The 17,202-nt window shown below is 68.0% G+C and carries 17 protein-coding genes; 2 read left to right on the top strand and 15 right to left on the bottom strand.

Features of this window, described 5'->3' with window-relative positions; translation table 11 throughout:
- Nucleotides 1-255: 255 nt before the first annotated feature.
- The 4 genes from AC1DJH_RS17920 to AC1DJH_RS17905 form a co-directional block, all read right to left on the bottom strand.
- The gene (locus AC1DJH_RS17920; RefSeq protein WP_435436764.1) at nucleotides 256-1,272 is read right to left on the bottom strand and encodes a Bug family tripartite tricarboxylate transporter substrate binding protein; all 1,017 of its coding nucleotides are present in this window, start codon (nucleotides 1,270-1,272) and stop codon (nucleotides 256-258) included.
- Between the two features lie 69 nt (nucleotides 1,273-1,341).
- Nucleotides 1,342-1,752, bottom strand: coding sequence for a cupin domain-containing protein (locus tag AC1DJH_RS17915; RefSeq protein ID WP_478186599.1), 411 nt, complete (start codon nucleotides 1,750-1,752; stop codon nucleotides 1,342-1,344).
- The gene (locus AC1DJH_RS17910) at nucleotides 1,749-2,498 is read right to left on the bottom strand and encodes an IclR family transcriptional regulator (protein ID WP_435436762.1); all 750 of its coding nucleotides are present in this window, start codon (nucleotides 2,496-2,498) and stop codon (nucleotides 1,749-1,751) included. Before AC1DJH_RS17910 ends, AC1DJH_RS17915 begins: the two co-directional genes overlap by 4 nt.
- Before the next feature lie 115 nt (nucleotides 2,499-2,613).
- Nucleotides 2,614-3,534 (bottom strand): 2-hydroxyacid dehydrogenase, encoded by a 921-nt coding sequence (locus tag AC1DJH_RS17905; protein WP_478186598.1) that lies wholly within the window; start codon nucleotides 3,532-3,534, stop codon nucleotides 2,614-2,616.
- Between the two features lie 92 nt (nucleotides 3,535-3,626).
- On the opposite strand from AC1DJH_RS17905, the gene AC1DJH_RS17900 reads away from it, so the two are divergent.
- A complete protein-coding gene (locus tag AC1DJH_RS17900; RefSeq protein WP_478186597.1) occupies nucleotides 3,627-3,941 on the top strand; it encodes an EthD family reductase in 315 nt (104 codons plus the stop codon).
- A gap of 48 nt (nucleotides 3,942-3,989) precedes the next feature.
- Here the strand turns inward: AC1DJH_RS17900 and AC1DJH_RS17895 are convergent, their stop codons facing one another.
- The 9 genes from AC1DJH_RS17895 to AC1DJH_RS17855 all read right to left on the bottom strand — a co-directional run bounded on the left by AC1DJH_RS17895 (nucleotide 3,990) and on the right by AC1DJH_RS17855 (nucleotide 14,537).
- On the bottom strand, nucleotides 3,990-4,946 hold the full coding sequence (locus AC1DJH_RS17895) for a DUF4349 domain-containing protein (RefSeq protein ID WP_478186596.1): 957 nt from the start codon (nucleotides 4,944-4,946) through the stop codon (nucleotides 3,990-3,992).
- Nucleotides 4,947-5,013: 67 nt separating this feature from the next.
- Entirely contained in the window at nucleotides 5,014-7,017 is a 2,004-nt protein-coding gene (locus AC1DJH_RS17890; RefSeq protein ID WP_478186595.1) for an acetyl/propionyl/methylcrotonyl-CoA carboxylase subunit alpha, read from the bottom strand.
- Nucleotides 7,010-7,684, bottom strand: coding sequence for a DUF4126 domain-containing protein (locus tag AC1DJH_RS17885; protein ID WP_478186594.1), 675 nt, complete (start codon nucleotides 7,682-7,684; stop codon nucleotides 7,010-7,012). Before AC1DJH_RS17885 ends, AC1DJH_RS17890 begins: the two co-directional genes overlap by 8 nt.
- Nucleotides 7,685-7,693: 9 nt before the next feature.
- Nucleotides 7,694-8,194, bottom strand: a complete 501-nt coding sequence (locus AC1DJH_RS17880; protein WP_478186593.1) for an SMI1/KNR4 family protein — start codon at nucleotides 8,192-8,194, stop codon at nucleotides 7,694-7,696.
- Nucleotides 8,195-8,199: 5 nt separating this feature from the next.
- Nucleotides 8,200-9,003 carry an enoyl-CoA hydratase/isomerase family protein gene (locus AC1DJH_RS17875; protein WP_478186592.1) on the bottom strand — a complete coding sequence of 268 codons (804 nt, stop codon included), beginning with the start codon at nucleotides 9,001-9,003 and terminating at the stop codon, nucleotides 8,200-8,202.
- Nucleotides 9,004-9,025: 22 nt separating this feature from the next.
- The gene (locus AC1DJH_RS17870) at nucleotides 9,026-9,889 is read right to left on the bottom strand and encodes an alpha/beta hydrolase family protein (protein ID WP_478186591.1); all 864 of its coding nucleotides are present in this window, start codon (nucleotides 9,887-9,889) and stop codon (nucleotides 9,026-9,028) included.
- Between the two features lie 21 nt (nucleotides 9,890-9,910).
- Nucleotides 9,911-11,545, bottom strand: a complete 1,635-nt coding sequence (locus AC1DJH_RS17865; RefSeq protein ID WP_478186590.1) for a carboxyl transferase domain-containing protein — start codon at nucleotides 11,543-11,545, stop codon at nucleotides 9,911-9,913.
- Nucleotides 11,542-13,221 (bottom strand): AMP-binding protein, encoded by a 1,680-nt coding sequence (locus AC1DJH_RS17860; protein ID WP_478186589.1) that lies wholly within the window; start codon nucleotides 13,219-13,221, stop codon nucleotides 11,542-11,544. The genes AC1DJH_RS17865 and AC1DJH_RS17860 overlap by 4 nt, the downstream gene beginning before the upstream one ends.
- 143 nt (nucleotides 13,222-13,364) lie before the next feature.
- Nucleotides 13,365-14,537, bottom strand: a complete 1,173-nt coding sequence (locus AC1DJH_RS17855; protein ID WP_472126702.1) for an isovaleryl-CoA dehydrogenase — start codon at nucleotides 14,535-14,537, stop codon at nucleotides 13,365-13,367.
- Between the two features lie 139 nt (nucleotides 14,538-14,676).
- Here AC1DJH_RS17855 and AC1DJH_RS17850 point away from each other — a divergent pair, with 139 nt between their 5' ends.
- On the top strand, nucleotides 14,677-15,705 hold the full coding sequence (locus tag AC1DJH_RS17850) for an AraC family transcriptional regulator (RefSeq protein ID WP_478186588.1): 1,029 nt from the start codon (nucleotides 14,677-14,679) through the stop codon (nucleotides 15,703-15,705).
- Between the two features lie 4 nt (nucleotides 15,706-15,709).
- Here the strand turns inward: AC1DJH_RS17850 and AC1DJH_RS17845 are convergent, their stop codons facing one another.
- Nucleotides 15,710-16,036 carry a thioredoxin family protein gene (locus AC1DJH_RS17845; RefSeq protein WP_472126697.1) on the bottom strand — a complete coding sequence of 109 codons (327 nt, stop codon included), beginning with the start codon at nucleotides 16,034-16,036 and terminating at the stop codon, nucleotides 15,710-15,712.
- Between the two features lie 65 nt (nucleotides 16,037-16,101).
- On the bottom strand, nucleotides 16,102-16,794 hold the full coding sequence (locus tag AC1DJH_RS17840) for an HAD family hydrolase (protein ID WP_478186587.1): 693 nt from the start codon (nucleotides 16,792-16,794) through the stop codon (nucleotides 16,102-16,104).
- Nucleotides 16,795-17,202 lie beyond the last annotated feature (408 nt).

The following is a 17,202-nucleotide window of genomic DNA, read 5'->3' as shown; positions in this document are numbered from 1 at the left end:
CGAGCGGCGCCGGTGGAGGCCGTGCTTTTGCAACGGCCGCGTGCCCCCACCCCAGCCCTCCCCCGGAAGGGGAGGGAGAAATTCAAATTCGAGAGCCGATTCATGCGCGTCGGGTGCTCTGCGTATTGGCTCCTTCCCCCTCTGGGGGAAGGCTGGGATGGGGGTGAGCGGCGCCGGTGGAGGCCGTGCTTTTGCAACGGCCGCGTGCCCCCACCCCAGCCCTCCCCCGGAAGGGGAGGGAGAAATTCAACGCGCTCATTCGGGTTGAATGCCCGCAGCCTGGATCAGCTTCTTCCACTTCGCCAATTCAGACACCGTGAACGCCCCCAGCGCCTCCGGCGTGCTGCCGAACGCATCGAAGCCCAGCTTGGCCACCCGCTCGCGAAACGCCGTGCCGTTGGCCATGTCCGACAGCGCCTTGTTGAGCTGGCGCACGATGTCCTTCGGCGTGCCGGCCGGCGCGAACACGCCGTTCCACGACGTGATGTCGAAGCCCTTCAGTTCGGGCGTGTCGGCCAGCGGCGGCAGTTCGGGGAACAGCTTGGTGCGCTCCTGGGTGGTCACCGCGATCGCGCGCATCTTGCCGGCCTTCACCGTGGCCAGCCCCGCCGCCAGGTCGACCACCATCATCGACACCTGGCCGCCGATCAGGTCGGCGATGGCCGGCGGCGTGCTCTTGTACGGCACATGCAGCATCGGGATGCCGCTCATGCGCGACAGCGTGGCACCGCTCACGATGCCGGTGCTGTTGCCGCTCGCATAGGTCAGCTTGCCCGGGTTCGCGCGGCCCCAGGCCAGCAGCTCGGCGACGCTCTTCACCGGCAGGTCGTTGTTCACCACCAGCATGAACGGCAGGTTGCCCATGCGGCTCACGGGTGCGAAGTCTTTCACCGGGTCGTAGGGCAGCGACTTCATCAGGCTCGGGTTGGCCGAATGCGTGGTGTTGGTCGTCATGAACAGCGTGTAGCCGTCGGGCGGCGCCTTGGCCACCAGTTCGGCCGCGATCACGCCGTTGGCGCCCGCGCGGTTGTCCACGATGACCGAGCCCTTGAGCGCCTCGCCGAGCATCTGCCCGGTGATGCGCGCCACCGCGTCGGTGCCGCTGCCGGCCGCGAAGGGCACGACGAGCTTGATCGGCAGCCTGGGGTAGCCGTCCTGCGCGAAGGCCCATGGCGCGGCGCCGGCAAGGCCTGCGGCCGCGCCGATGGAAATGAAACGGCGGCGGTTCGCCACCACGACCGTTTGCTCGGTCGCGTTCTTCGTCGTCTTCATGGGTGCTTGTCTCCGGGGTTGTTGTCGGTGCAAAGCCGCGCCTGCGAACCGGGTTCGAGGCGCTTCGGTTCAGGGCCGGATCACGCGTTCCGGCAGTTCCTCGTACGGCGGGCTGTAGATCACCAGCACGCGCACCGGCTCGTCGCTCACCACCGTGAAGGTGTGCATGGCGTCGGCCGGAAAGAAGCAGCTGTCGCCCGGGCCCAGCTCCTGCCGCTGGCCGCCCACCTCGGCGACCGCGCGGCCTTCGAGCATGTAGCAGACCTGCTCGATGCCCGGGTGCGCATGCGGCAGCGCGCCCTTGCCCTTCTGGATGTGGCCCACCAGCACCTCGAGCTGCTTCGCGCCCACGGTCTCGGGGCCGATCAGCCGCTTGTTCAGCGTGCCGGTGTGGTTGGCGGGGTGGTAGCCGGCGATCTCGTCCTCGCGGACGAAGTAGCGGGGCGCGGCAGCGGCAGTCGGGGTCGGGGTCGGGGTCATCGGGGGCTTTCTGTCTTGGGTTCGATGGCGAGGCAGGCCGAGCGCAGCATCGCGGCGATCTCCTCGATGCGCGGCTCCACGCGGTAGCGCGGGCCGGCGACCGAAATGGCGTACGCCTCGCCGCCGATGCGCAGCGGCCAGGCCAGGCCGATCAGGTCGGGAATGCTTTCGCCGAGGTTGCCGTACCAGCCGCGCGCGGCGGCGCTTTGCAGCTCGGCCTCGATGGCCTCGGCGGTGGTGAGCGTGGCATCGGTCAAGGGCGCGAGCGTCATGCCGTCGAGCAGCTTGCGGCGGGCCTCGGGGGCGAGCGTGGACAGCAGCGCGCGGCCCAGCGAATTGGCGTAGGCCGGGCGCGTCTCGCCCGATTCGGCGGAATAGCGGATGGCCTGCGGCGCGCTCAGCACCTCCAGGTACACCACCTGGCCCGCGTCGCGGAACTTGCCGAACACCACGGTCTCGCGGGCGGCATCGCGCAGCTCTTCGAGCGTGGCCTTGACCCGGTCGAGCACCGGGTCGTGGGCGGCGATGACCTGCGCCATCGCCAGCAGCCGGCCCGTCGGGTAGTAGCCCTGGCGGCGGCCGGTCTCGTACATGTAGCCCTGCTCCTCGAGCGTGCGGATCAGGCCCAGGCAGCTGGACACCGGCATGTCGAGCAGGCGTGCCATCTCGGACAGCGCCAGCGGCTGTTTCTCGCGAGCGAAGAGCTCGACGATCTCGATCACGCGGAACGCGGTTTTCACAGTCATGAAAAGATTTTCATAGATGTGAAAAACTGGCGCCTCGGGGTTTCCCCTTCCCTTGGCGGTCTGCGCCGCGTTCCAGCTGCAAGCGCCGTGGGTTGGCGCCTGGCTGCGGTCGTCCTCAGTAGCCGCGCGTCGGATCGACCACGCCGTTCACCGGCAGGCCCTGTTCCATCGCGCGGATCTTCCCGGCGATCTGGCTGATCGATTCCTCGCGCAGCGTGCGCGCCGAGCCGTGCGGCGTCACGGTGATCTTGGGGTGGCGCCAGAAGGCGTGGTCGGCCGGCAGCGGCTCGACCTGGAACACGTCCAGCGTCGCGCCCGCGAGCTGGCCGGCGTCGAGCATCGGGATCAGGTCGTCCTCGACCAGGTGGCCGCCGCGCGCGATGCTGATCAGGTAGCCCTCGGGCCGCAGCTTGCCCAGCGTGGTGCGGTTGAGGATGCCGCGCGTGGCCTCGGTCAGCGGCAGCAGGTTGATGAGCACGCGCGTCGACGACAGGAACTCGTCGAACTGCGCCTCGCCGCTGAACACCTGCACGCCGTCGATGTCCTTCGGCGAGCGGCTCCAGCCCAGCACCGGAAACTCGAACTGCGCCACAGCCTTGGCCACGCGCTCGCCGAGCACGCCCAGGCCCATGATGCCGACCGGAAAGTCGCTGCGCAGCCGCGGCTTGCGGTAGCTCCACTTGCCTTCGCGCGCATCGGCCTCGTACACGTCGAACTCTCGGAAGTGGCGAATGAGCGTGTGACACACGTACTCGGCCATCTGCACCGACATGCCGGCGTCGTCGAGCCGCACGATGCGCGTGTGCGCCGGCACCTTGAGCTTGAGCAACGCATCGACGCCCGCGCCGATGTTGAAGAGGCCGCGCAGCTTGGGCTGCTCGTCGAGAAACTGTTGCGGCGGCGCCCACACCACGGCATGGTCGGCCTGCGGTGCGCCGGGCTTCCAGGCTTCGATGACGGCGTCGGGGAGTTCGGCCTGAAGGCCTTGGATCCAGGGGTCTGGGCGGTTGTCGGTGAGGTAGACGGTGATTCGCATGGGGACGGATCTTAGTGAGGGCGCTGACGCGGCGCCCCTGGATGGCTATGCTCGAACGCCCGTCAACCGTCCGATCCCATCAGGAGACACCCATGATCAAAGTCAGCGTGATGTACCCCTACGCGGCCGATGCCCGCTTCGACCACGCCTACTACCGCGACAAGCACATGCCGCTGCTCAAGGCCCGCATGGGCGACGCCTGCCTCTCGTACACCATCGACAAGGGCCTGGGCGGCGGCGCCCCGGGCACCCCGCCCACCTACGTCGGCATGTGCCACGTGTTCAGCGAATCGGTCGAGGCCTTCCAGGCGGCGTTCGGGCCGCACATGAAGGAGATCATGGGCGACGTGAAGAACTACACCGACATCGCGCCGGTGATGCAGATCAGCGAAGTGGTGGTGGGCTGACCACACGCAGGGCGCAGCCCGCTGCGCCCTGCTTCACCGACAGGCAGCTCAGGCCGCCCTGGCCTTGCGACGGCGCCACAACACCCGCACCAGCCACCCCAGCGGCAGCACCACCAGCACCAGCCACGGCAGCACCGCCGCCACGAAGGTGATCAGCGCGCCCACGCTTTCCGCCAGCACCGAGCCGGCATTGCGCAGCGCCTGGCCCATCGGGCTGTAGCCGTCGCCGCTGCCCACCAGCGCGCGCCTGGGCGTGAACTGGATCTGGATGTGCTGCTTGCTGGTCTGCTGCGCCAGCACCTTGCGCTGCGTGGCGATGGCGTCCAGCTCGGCCTGGGTGTCCGACAGCGTGCGCTGGATGGCCAGCAGGTCGGCCATGGTGCGCTTGGTGACGGTGTCGCGCAGCATGGTGCGCAGGCTGTCGCGGAACTCGGTGCGGTTCCTGATGCGGGCTTCGACGTCGATCACCTCGGCGGTCTTGTCCTCGCTGGTGGTGGTGTGCGAGACCACGTTCGCCACGCCCGCCAGGCCGCCGAGCAGCTTGTCGACGTCGGCCGGCTCCACGCGCACCTCGAGCATGGCGTTGCCGGGCTGCTGCGGCGTCTCGCGCAGCAGCGAGGACGACAGCAGCTCGCACTTCAGCGTGCCGCACAGGTCGCGCACCTTGCCCCAGGCGTCGGCGAGTTGCTCCGAAGGCACCTCCACGTTCAGCTCCTGCCGCACCGCCAGGAAGCGCTGCAGCGGGGTGTCTTGCGACGCATCGGCCTCAGCGGACGCCGTGTCCGCCACGCGCGCGCGGCGCTGGTCCTTCATGGCCATGCCGCCGGCGATGCCGGGCGCGGCCTGCATGGGCGCGGCCGGCACGGGTGCGGCCAGCGCGGCCTCGTTGCTCTTGCGTTCGCAGCCCGCCAGCGACAACGCCGCCGCCAAGGCCACGAGGACGATGCCCGACCGCTGGCGGACAGACAGGAAAAGCGGCGAACCGGAAAGCGTGCGAGAGGTCATTGGAGATCCTTGAGTGATGACTACCGCAGCTGATACGGGCGGCCGCCCGGAACGGGGTCAACTTTTTTCAGGCCGCCGCCGCACTCATCCGCAGCAATTCGTCGCCCTCGGCCACCTGCTCGCCCGGGGAGAACATCAGCTCCTCCACCGTGCCGTCGGCCGGCGCGGCGATCGTGTGCTCCATTTTCATGGCTTCCATCACCGCCAGCGCCTGGCCGCGCGTGACCTTTTCGCCGGCCTTCACGGCGAACGACACGACCTTGCCGGGCATCGGCGCGGTGAGCCGGCCGCCTTCGGCCTGGGTCTCGCCGGCATGCGCGAGGCGGTCGATGGTGGTGATCTTCGTCGCGCCCTTCGAAGCGAAGATATGCGACGTGGGGCCGTCGACGTGCACGGCCAGCGTCTGGCGCGTGCCGGCGAATTCCACCTCGAACTCGCCGGTCGGGAACCGGCCGACCACCAGCGGGCCTTCGGCGCCGCCGGCTTCCAGCCACAGGCTGCCGTCGCGCTTGTAGGTCAGCAAGGCAATCTGCTCGGCGCCGCGAAACTCGAAGTCGAAGCGGCGCAGGTACTCGCCGTGCGAGCGCCAGCCGTCGCGGCGCGCGAACGGGTCGGGCAACTTGCCGGGCCATTCGGTGACGAGCGTTCGCGTGATGGCCGCCGCGGCGGCCAGCGGCAGGCCCAGGGCCTCCCGGTCGAACAGCACGGCGCGTTCGCGCTCGATCAGCGCGGTGTCGAGGTTGGCCTTGGCAAACGATTCGGTGGCCAGGATGCCGCGCAGGAACTGCACGTTGGTCTGCACGCCCACGATCTGCACCTGCGCCAGCGCGGCGTCGAGCCGGGCCAGCGCCTCGTCGCGCGTGGCGCCGTGCACGATGAGCTTGGCGATCATCGAGTCGTAGAAGGGCGAGATCTCGCCGCCCTCGCGCACGCCATCGTCGATGCGTACGCGGCTGCGCTGGAATGCGGTGGCTTGCGGCTTGCGGTACACGCGCAAGGTGCCGGTGGCGGGCAGGAAGTTGTTGTCGGGGTTCTCGGCGCAGATGCGCGCCTCGATGGCGTGGCCGTGAATCTTCAGGTCCGCCTGTTTCGCGGGCAGCGGCTCGCCCGATGCCACGCGCAGTTGCCACTCGACGAGGTCCAGCCCGGTGATGGCTTCGGTGACAGGGTGCTCCACCTGCAGGCGGGTGTTCATCTCCATGAAGAAGAAGTTCATCTCTCCGCCGTCGCGTTGCTCGACGATGAACTCCACCGTGCCCGCGCCCACGTAGTTCACCGCGCGTGCTGCCGACACGGCGGCGTCGCCCATCTGCTTGCGCATGGCCTCGGTCATGCCGGGCGCGGGCGCTTCTTCCAGCACCTTCTGGTGGCGCCGCTGCACAGAGCAGTCGCGCTCGAACAGGTAGACGTAGTTGCCCTGCGTGTCGCCGAACACCTGGATCTCGATGTGGCGCGGGCGCTGCACGTACTTCTCGATCAGCACCGCGTCGTCGCCGAAGCTGTTGATCGCTTCGCGCTGGCACGAGGCCAGCGCGGCGGCGAAGTCTTGCGCCTTGTCGACCGCGCGCATGCCCTTGCCGCCGCCGCCGGCGCTGGCCTTGATGAGCACCGGGTAGCCGATGCGGTCGGCCTCGCGCTGCAGCAGCGCCGGGTTCTGGTCATGGCCGTGGTAGCCGGGCACCAGCGGCACGCCGGCCTTTTCCATCAGCTGCTTCGACTCGGCCTTCAGGCCCATGGCCTTGATGGCCGAGGGCGGCGGGCCGATGAAGACCAGGCCCGCGTCGGCGCAGGCCTGCGCGAACTCTTCGTTCTCGCTCAGGAAGCCGTAGCCCGGGTGCACCGCCTCGGCGCCCGTGGCCTTGGCGGCTTCGAGGATGCGCTCCCAGCGCAGGTAGCTGTCCTTGGGCGCGCTGCCGCCGATGTGGACCGACTCGTCGCAGGCGCGCACATGGTTGGCATGCGCGTCGGCATCGGAATACACGGCCACGGTGCGAATGGCCATGCGGCGTGCGGTGGCGGCAACGCGGCACGCGATTTCACCGCGATTGGCGATCAGGATCTTCTTAAACATTCGGAGTGTCTCCCGGAGGATTCTTTTTCAGTTGAAACGCGGGCACCACGCCCGGATCGGATCGGCCGCTGAAGATGCGGGCCACGCGGGCGAACAGCGCCTTGAGGAAACGCCAGCTCTTGCGAATGAGCCACACGCTCGCCACAAGCACCAGCACGAACAGCACCAGAAAGACGAAAGGGTGCGCCACCGCGAGCCACAGCCCCGCCGGCACCATCGTGTCCTCGACCAGCGAAGCGCCCACGTTGGAGAACGGCTCGGGCGAGGTGTTGATGGCCGCGCGCGTGGTGGCCTTGGCCGCATGCGCCGTGGCCGCGAAGCCGCCGCCCAGCAGCGCGGCGACGACGGCCAGCGCGCTGTGGTCGGCGCCGAACACGCTGGCCGCGAGCGCCGCGCCGGCCGGGATGCGGATGGCGGTGTGCACCATGTCCCACAGCGAATCGAGGCCGGGAATCTTGTCGGCGAAGAACTCGATGAACACCATGAAACCGCTGGCCGCGATGACCACCGGATGCGCCAGCAGCTGCAGCCCGCTGGGCAGCGGCACCCAGCAGAAGTAGCCGACCACGCCCGTCAGCAGCACGACCAGGTAGAGCCGCACGCCGCTGGCCCAGCCGATGGCAGCGGCCAGTGCGAGCAGTTGGGGCATGTCGAGGCTGGTGTTCATGGGCGGCCCTCAGTCGAATTCGATCGTGCCGGCTTCCATGGAAGCCACGAGGTCCGCGAGCCATGCATCGACGGACGCATGCTCCACGGGGCGGTCTTCGTCGGCTTTCCAGAAGGCGACGAGTTGCCCCGGCTGGCCGCCGCCTTCCGCATCGATGTCCACGCACAGGTAGCTGCCACCGCCGTTCGACAGAAAAGGCACCCAGCCGCGCCGCCAGGTGGCAGGGTCTTCGAAGTCGGTGCCGATCATGTCGTCCAGCATCTCCTTGGTGTCGGCGATGTCCCCGAGCGCGCTGAACATGCGGTTGTGCTGCAGGCTGTCGAAGTTGCTGTTCGGCTGGCCGTCGCGCCAGCGGTAGAGCGCGCGGAAAGCCTCGGGCAGCTTGAGCGAAAACTTCGCCTCGAAGGCATCGAGGTCGTCATCGCCCACGCCGGGCCGCAGCGACGCGTGGTAGTCCGCGCGGTGGGCGGACAGCCACGTGTCCATGCGTTCGATGAGTGTGTGCGGCATGGGCGTCAGGCCTTGGCTGCCAGCCATGACGGCTTGCGCTTCTGCAGGAAGGCCTGCACGCCCTCGCGGCCTTCGTCGCTCGCGCGGATGTCGGCGATGCCCTCGACGGTCCTGGCGATCAAGGCGTCGTCGATCTCGCGGCCGTCCACCTCGGCAATCAGCTGCTTGCAGGCGCGCACGGCGGCCGGGCTCGCGCCGGTGAGTGCCTTGACGAGTTCGTCGACCTTGGCATCGAGCGCGTCGGCGCCGACCACTTCGTGCACGAAGCCGATGCGGTGCGCCTCGGCGGCCGTGAAGCGCTCGGCCGTGAGGAAGTAGCGCTGCGAGGCGCGCGTGCCCATGGCGCGAAGCACGTAGGGGCTGATGGTCGCGGGCACGAGGCCGATCTTCACTTCGCTCAGGCAGTACCAGGCGGTGTCCACGCTCACCGCCATGTCGCAGGCCGCGACCAGCCCCATGCCGCCTGCATACACATCGCCCTGCACGCGCGCGATGGTGGGCTTGGGGCACTCGGCGATGGTGCGCAGCATGGCGGCCAGCTTGCCCGCGTCGGCGATGTTCTCGTCGCGCGTGTAGTCGGCCATGCGACGCATCCAGTTGAGGTTGGCGCCCGCGCAGAAGGCCGGGCCGCTCGCGCCGAGCACGATGGCTTTCACCTGCGCGGTGGCGCCGGCCTCCGTGAAGGCCCGCGTCAGCTCGGCGATGACGACATCGTCGAAGGCGTTGCGTGCGTCGGGCTGGTCGAGCCAGATGCGCGCCACGGCGCTTTCGCCGTCGATGGAAAGTTTCAGCTTGGTGTAGTCGCTCATGTCCGTTGTGTCTTGTCTGTCTTCATTGCACCTGCCGGGCCAGGCCCAGCTTCGCGAGGAACTGGTCCACCATGGGCACCCAGATCGCGGCCTTGTCGCGGCCTTCGAAGAAGGCGTGGCCGTCGTTGCCGTAGGGCGGCACGCCCTCGAAGCGCACGTCCACACCCTGGGCCTTGTACGCCGCCAGCAGGCGGCTCGCCAGCGCGGGCCCGAAGAAATGATCGTTCTCGGAATAGACCCACAGCATCGGCACCTTCGTGGTCGAGGCGTAGCGGCCGAAGGCATCGACCAGCTTCGCCTCGTTGCACACGTCGTCCGGACCGCGCGAGCCACGTCCGCCCGCGAAGTTGATGGTGCCGACCACGCCGGCCGGGTTCAGGCTCGACAGCGCCAGCACGCCGAAGCCGCCGGCCGACTTGCCCAGCAGCACCATGTGCTGCGCATCGGCGTACGGCAGCGAGCGCGCGTAGTCGAGCGCCGCGCCGATGTCCTTCGCGGTTTCGAGCCCGGCGTGCACGTAGTCGGGGTTGGCGCAGCTGAAGTAGTTCTCGGCCCACGGCCCGTCGGACTTTCCGTAGCCGCGGCGCAGCGGGTTGATGACCAGGAAGCCACGCTTCGCGAAGAACTCGGCCTGCCGCGCATAGCGGTCCTGCATCTTCGGAAAGTCGGTGGGCGAGCGCGGCGTGCCGTGGTTGATCACCAGCACCGGAAACGGGCCGTCGCCCTCGGGCCTGTATTCGGTGGCGGCGAGCTTGATGTGCGACTCGCCGAAGAAGCCTTTGACCGCCATCGGTATCTCGACGTCGCGGCGCGCCACGTTCTGCGCGTGCGCGCCCAGCGACATGCAAAGCAAGGCGGTGATGAGCGAGAGGCGGCGCAGCGTCATGAAAGCGTCTCCGTGCGGTTCCTACATGCGGAAGATGCCGAACTTCGGCTCGGGAATCGGTGCATTGCGCGACGCCGCCAGGCCCAGCGCCAGCACGCGGCGCGTGTCGGCCGGGTCGATGATGCCGTCGTCCCACAGCCGCGCGGTGGCGTAGTAGGGGTGGCCCTGGTCTTCGTACTGCTGGCGGATGGGGGCCTTGAAGGCTTCTTCCTCGTCCTTGCTCCAGCTGCCGCCCTTCAGCTCGATGCCGTCGCGCTTCACCGTGGCCAGCACGCTCGCGGCCTGCTCGCCGCCCATGACGCTGATGCGCGCGTTGGGCCACATCCAGAGAAAGCGCGGGCTGTACGCACGCCCGCACATGCCGTAGTTGCCGGCGCCGAAGCTGCCGCCGATGATGATGGTGAACTTGGGCACGTTGGCGGTGGCCACGGCCGTCACCATCTTGGCGCCGTGGCGCGCGATGCCTTCGTTCTCGTACTTGCGGCCCACCATGAAGCCGGTGATGTTCTGCAGGAACACCAGCGGGATCTTGCGGTGGCAGCACAGCTCGATGAAGTGCGCGCCCTTCTGCGCCGACTCGCTGAACAGGATGCCGTTGTTGGCGATGATGCCCACCGGCATGCCTTCGATCTCGGCAAAGCCGCAGACCAGCGTGGCGCCGAAGCGGGCCTTGAACTCGTGGAACTCGCTGCCGTCGACGATGCGCGCAATGATCTCGCGCACGTCGAAGGGCTTGCGGGTGTCGGTGGGGATCACGCCGTAGAGCTCTTCGCGCGGGAACGCGGGCTGGCGCACCTCGGCACCGCCCTTGGCTGCTGCCGGCGCCTCGGGCGCCTTCGCATTGAGGTTGGCCACCGCGGTGCGCGCCAGCGCCAGCGCATGCAGGTCGTTCTGCGCCAGGTGATCGGCCACGCCCGACAGGCGCGTGTGCACGTCGCCGCCGCCCAGGTCTTCCGCCGTGACCACTTCGCCGGTGGCCGCCTTCACGAGCGGCGGGCCGCCCAGGAAGATGGTGCCCTGGTTCTTCACGATGATCGATTCGTCGCTCATCGCCGGCACGTACGCGCCGCCGGCCGTGCACGAGCCCATGACCACCGCGATCTGCGGGATGCCCTGGGCGCTCATGTTGGCCTGGTTGTAGAAGATGCGGCCGAAGTGGTCGCGGTCGGGAAACACCTCGTCCTGGTTCGGCAGGTTGGCGCCGCCCGAATCGACGAGGTAGATGCAGGGCAGGCGGTTCTGCTCGGCGATTTCCTGCGCGCGCAGGTGCTTCTTCACCGTGAGCGGGTAGTAGGTGCCGCCCTTCACGGTCGCGTCGTTGCAGACGACCATGCAGTCGACGCCGTTCACCCGGCCAATGCCCGCGATGAGGCCCGCGCCGGGCGCCGACTCGGCCCCCTTGGCGTCGAGGTACATCGCATGCGCGGCCAGCGGCGCGATCTCCAGGAAGGGCGTGCCCGGGTCCAGCAGCTCGGCCACGCGGTCGCGCGGCAGCAGCTTGCCGCGTGCCGTGTGCTTGGCGCGCGCGGCCTCGCCGCCGCCCTGCTCCACCTTGGCGAACTGCGCCTGCAGGTCATCGACCAACGCGCGCATCGCCGCGGCGTTCGCCTGGAAATCGGCCGAACGCGCATTCAGTTTGGTTTCGAGTTTGCTCATGCTGTCTTTTCTTTCGTCAGACCGAGCTGCTCGGTCATGGCGTCGCGGATCTTGAATTTCTGGATCTTGCCGGTCACCGTCATCGGGAACTCGGTGACGAACTGGATGTACTTCGGCACCTTGTAGTGCGCGATCTGGCCCTTGCAGAAGCTGCGGATGTCTTCGTCGGTGGCGCTCTGGCCGGGCTTGACGATGATCCAGGCGCACAGCTCCTCGCCGTACTTCCTGTCGGGCAGGCCGACGACCTGCACGTCCTGCACCTTCGGGTGGCGGTACAGGAACTCCTCGATCTCGCGCGGGTAGATGTTCTCGCCGCCGCGGATCACCAGGTCCTTGATGCGCCCGACGATGTTGACGTAGCCCTCGGCGTCCATCGTCGCCAGGTCGCCCGTGTGCATCCAGTGCTCGGCGTCGATGGCTTCGCGCGTGCGCGGCTCGTCTTCCCAGTAGCCGTGCATCACCGAGTAGCCGCGGGTGCACAACTCGCCCGATTGGCCGGTCGGCACGATCGCGCCGGTCTCGGGGTCGATGATCTTCACCTCCAGGTGCGGCTGCACCGTGCCCACGGTGGACACGCGCTTGTCCAGCGGCGTGTCGGTGCTGCTCTGGCAGCTCACGGGGCTGGTCTCGGTCATGCCGTAGGCGATGGTGATCTCACCCAGGTGCATCTGGTCGACCACGCGCTTCATCACCTCGGTGGGGCACGGCGAGCCGGCCATGATGCCGGTGCGCAGCGTGGACAGGTCGAACTCCTTGAAGCGCGGATGGTCGAGCTCGGCGATGAACATCGTGGGCACGCCGTGCAGCCCGGTGCATTTCTCGGCCTGCACGGTCTCCAGCACGGTGAGCGGATCGAAGCCGTCGTTCGGGTAGACGATGGCCGAGCCGTGCGTGAGGCAGGCCAGGTTGCCCAGCACCATGCCGAAGCAGTGATACAGCGGCACCGGAATGCAGAGTTTGTCAGCGGGCGAGAGCTTCATGCACTCGCCGATGAAGAAGCCGTTGTTCAGGATGTTGCGGTGCGTGAGCGTCGCGCCCTTGGGAAAGCCCGTGGTGCCGCTGGTGAACTGGATGTTGATGGGGTCGGTGGCCTTCAGCGTCTTCTGGACCTGCGCGATGCGCGCGTCGGTCGCGTCGCCGCTCGCGAGCAGCTGCGAGAAGCGCTGCATGCCGGCCTGTTCTTCGCCTTGGCCGGGCTTGTCGATCCAGAACGTGTGCAGCAGCTGCGGCAGCTTCGCCGGGCCCAGCTCGCGCAGCATGCCGAGGTAGTCGCTGGTCTTGAACTGCGCCATCGTCACCAGCGCCTTGCAGCCGACCTTGTTGAGCGCGTACTCGAGCTCGGAGGTGCGGTAGGCCGGGTTGATGTTGACGAGGATCAGGCCGACCTTGGCGGTGGCGATCTGCATCAGCACCCACGGCACGTTGTTGTGCGACCAGATGCCCACGCGGTCGCCGGGAGCGAGGCCGAGGTTCAGCAAGGCGCTCGCGAGCTTGTTCGACTCGGTCTGCAACTCGCGGTAGGTGTAGCGCCGGCCTTCGTGGCGGCTGATGAGCGCTTCGCGGTCGGGGTGTTTCTCGACCATGTCGTCGAAGAAGTCGCCGATGGGTTTTTCGATGAGGGGGACGTCGGTGGCGCCCTTGCCGTAGCTCTCGGTCAACGAAACAGTCATGTTCATGTCCTTGTCTCCTTTGTCTGGCTCCTTCCCCCTTTGGGGGAAGGTTGGGATGGGGGCAAGCGGCGTCTGTTCGGCGCTGCGCCTCGTCGAAGGCCGCGTGCCCCCACCCCTGCCCTCCCCCGGAAGGGGAGGGAGAAAGCAGCCTACGCCGTTTCCGCGAACAGCTCGCGACCGATCAGCATCCGGCGAATCTCGCTCGTGCCCGCACCGATCTCGTACAGCTTGGCATCGCGCCACAGCCGCTCGACCGGAAAGTCCTTCGTGTACCCCACGCCGCCCAGCGCCTGGATCGCCTCGCCGGCCATCCATGTCGCCTTCTCGGCCGAGTACAGGATGGCGCCGGCCGCGTCCTTGCGGAAGGTGCGCGCATGGTCGTTGCGGTCGCAGGCCTTGCCCACGGCGTACACGTAGGCACGCGTGGCCTGCCAGGTCGAGTACATGTCGGCGAGCTTGCCCTGCATCAGCTGGAACTCGCCGATGCTCTGGCCGAACTGCTTGCGCTCGTGCACGAAGGGCAGCACCGCGTCCATGCACGCGGCCATGATGCCCAGCGGTCCGCCGGACAGCACCGCACGTTCGTAGTCGAGCCCGCTCATCAGCACCTTGGCGCCCAGGCCTTCGCCGCCCAGCACGTTTTCTTCGGGCACTTCGCAGTTGTCGAAGAACAGCGGATAGGTGTTGGAGCCGCGCATGCCGAGCTTGTCGAGCTTGGTGCCGGCCGAGAAGCCCTTGAAGTTCTTCTCGACGATGAAGGCCGTCATGCCGCGCGCGCCCATCTCGGGCTCGGTCTTGGCGTAGATGACCAGCGTGTCGGCGTCGCCGCCGTTGGTGATCCACATCTTGCCGCCGTTGAGCACGTAGTAGCCGTTCTTCTTCTCGGCCTTGAGCTTCATGCTCACCACGTCGGAGCCGGCGTTGGGCTCGCTCATGGCCAGCGCGCCGACGTGCTCGCCGCTCACCAGCTTGGGCAGGTATTTCTTCTTCTGCGCGTCGCTGCCGTTGCGGTGGATCTGGTTCACGCACAGGTTGGAGTGCGCGCCATACGACAGGCCCACCGAGGCCGAGGCGCGCGAGACTTCTTCCATGGCCACGATGTGGGCCAGGTAGCCCAGCTCGGTGCCGCCGAACTCTTCCTTCACCGTCATGCCGTGCAAGCCGAGCTCGCCCAGCTTCTGCCAGAGGTCGTGCGGGAACAGGTTGTCGCGGTCGATGTCGGCGGCGCGCGGGGCGATTTCGTTCGCAGCGAAGTCCTGGATGGCGCTGCGCAGCGAGTCGATGTCCTCGCCCAGGTCGAAGTTCAGGCCGGGATCGTGCATGTGTCTTGTCTCCTCTGAGGGGTCGGCGCGCAGGGCTGCCCACGCGGTATGGCGCTTGGAACAGCACAGCTTACGCCCGGTCGCGCCGCAATTGGCGCCACAATGGTTGCAAATTGCGCCACGCCCGGCCCGCCCAACCATGTCGTCCCCTTCGTTCCTCAGACCCGCCCGCGCCGTCACGCCGATGGCCTTCGTGAGAGCCATCGTGCAGGGCTACGTGCGTTATGGCAAGGACCCGGCCGAGGCGCTGAAGGCGGCACAGATCACGCCGCGCGAACTGGCCCGGCCCGGTGCGCGGGTGACGGCCGCGCAGTTCGAGGCACTGTCGGACCATGCCATGCAGGAGCTCGACGACGAGGCGCTCGGCTGGTTCTCGCGGCGCCTGCCCTGGGGCAGCTACGGCATGCTGTGCCGCGCCTCGCTGAGTTCGCCCGACCTGGGCGTGGCCATCAAGCGCTGGTGCCGACACCACCGGCTGCTGACGGAGGACATCGGCCTGGCGCTCGACGTGGCGGGCGGCATGGCGACGCTGCGCATCACCCAGAACCGCCCGCTGGACGATGACTTTCGCGAGTTCTGCCTGGTGACCAGCCTGCGCTTCATGCACGGCTACATGTGCTGGGCGATCGACTCGCGCATTTCGCTGCGCCACGCGAGCTTTCCGTTCGCCGCGCCGGCGCATGCCGACGCCTATGCGCCGATGTTCACGCCCGATGTGCGCTTCGATGCGCCGCAGGCGAGCATCAGCTTCGACGAGCGCTACCTCGCCCTGCCGCTGCAGCGCGACGAGCGGGCGTTGCGCGCGATGCTCAAGCGCGCGCTGCCGCTGACGATCCTGCAGTACCGGCGCGACCGGCTGCTGGGCCGGCGCGTGCGCGAGCTGCTGCGTTCACGCGCCAGCGAGGCGACCACGGCCGAGGCGCTGGCCGGTCTGCTCAACGTATCTAGCCGTACGCTGCACCGGCAACTGCACGAGGAAGGCACTTCGCTGCAGGCGCTGAAGAACGAAGTGCGCCACGCGATGGCGGTAGAGCAGCTGCGGCGCACGACGCGGCCGATCAAGCAGGTGGCGCTGGCCGTGGGATTTCGCAACGAGAAGAGTTTTTCGCGTGCGTTCCTGCAGTGGACGGGGCATGCGCCGCGCGATTTCCGCCAGCAGGGGCTGTAGCGCGTCAGCCGGGTTGGGCGATTTTGGCCAGCGCGTCGGCGATCGACTGGCTGTCTTCCGGACGCACCAGCTTCGCGATCTCCTTGCCATCGCGCATGAACACCAGCGTGGGCCAGAGTCGCACGTTGAACGAGCGGCCCAGCGGGCGGCCGCTGCCGTCTTCCACCTTGATGCGCGGGATATCGGGGTACTTGGCGAAGGCCTCGGCAATATGGGGTTGCGCGGCCTTGCAGATGCCGCACCAGTTGGTGCCGAACTCGACCACGGCGGGGCCGGTGCGTGCGTCGATCTCGGTGCGTTCGGGTTGCTCGGTCTTGTATTCGGAGGTCATGGGGGTGGCGTTCCTTGCTGTGTGCCTTGTGGCGCGGCGGTCGAGCCGCTCATTGCATCAGAAACTCAGGCCGCCTGCAGTCCGTAGCCCGAAAGCAGCGCGGGCAGTTCGGCCATGTCGCTGAACACCCGCGCCACGCCCACGCTCAGCAGCGGGCCGGGGCCGCTGTGGCCCGACTCGCCGGTGCTGTAGCCGAACACCGTGGCGCCCGCGGCCACGCCGGCCATCGCGCCGGTAACGGTGTCCTCGACCACGGCGCAGCGCTTCGGGTCCACGCCGAGGGCTTCGGCCGCGGCAAGGTACACGTCGGGGTGCGGCTTGGAACGGGGCATTTCATGGCCGCTGAAGATGCGGCCCTGGAAGCAGTCGAGCAGGCCGACCTTGGCGAGCTGCAGTTCGACCTTGTGGCGGTCGGCGCCCGAGGCGCAGGCGATGCGGCCCTTGAGCAGCGCGTGGATCTGGCGGATCGCCGCCGGGGCGTGCGGGATGGCGACGAGGTCGCGCTCCAGCGCCTCGTTGCGGCGCGCGCGAAAGCGCTTGAGCCACTCGTCGGTGATCTTTACGCCGGTCTTCGACTCGATGAGCGCGGTTTCGTCCTTCACGGCCTTGCCGGTGAAGGTGTTCATCGACTCTTCGGTGGTGAGGTGCCAGCCGAGTTCGCCGAGCATGTCGGCGAGCACGCGGTTGGTGATGGGTTCGGAGTCGACCAGGACGCCGTCGCAGTCGAAGAGGACTGCGGCGAAGGGGAATTGGGGCATTTGGGGTTCTTGGCTGATGGCTTGGGGGGATGGTAGCAATTGGTTTTTTCCCGGGGCCGGGTCTCGCCCCGGCGGGCGACTTACTTTCTTTGCTTCGCCAAAGAAAGTAAGCAAAGAAAGGCGACCCCTACTGGCTGCGTCCCTTCGCTTCGCTACGGGCAACCTGCGGTGCTCACGTTTCGCGGGGTCTCGCCCAAACTCGCTTCGCTCAAACAAGGGCGAGCCCTGATCCGCGAAACGCTGCGCTCCTCGGCGCATCCAGAAGGGGTGGGGATACCGAAACGCCTTCGCTGCGCTCGGCTCCAAACAGCCAACAACCAAAACCTAACACCCGATACCAAGCCTCTGCAGGCGCGAAGCGCCTGCAGAGGCTTGGGGGCCGAGCGAAGCAATGGCCCGATTGGTCTG

The organism is Variovorax sp. 10N412 (assembly GCF_056394985.1).
The sequence above is the reverse complement of the archived record's forward strand: the minus strand, read 5'-3'. Positions and strand labels throughout refer to the sequence as shown.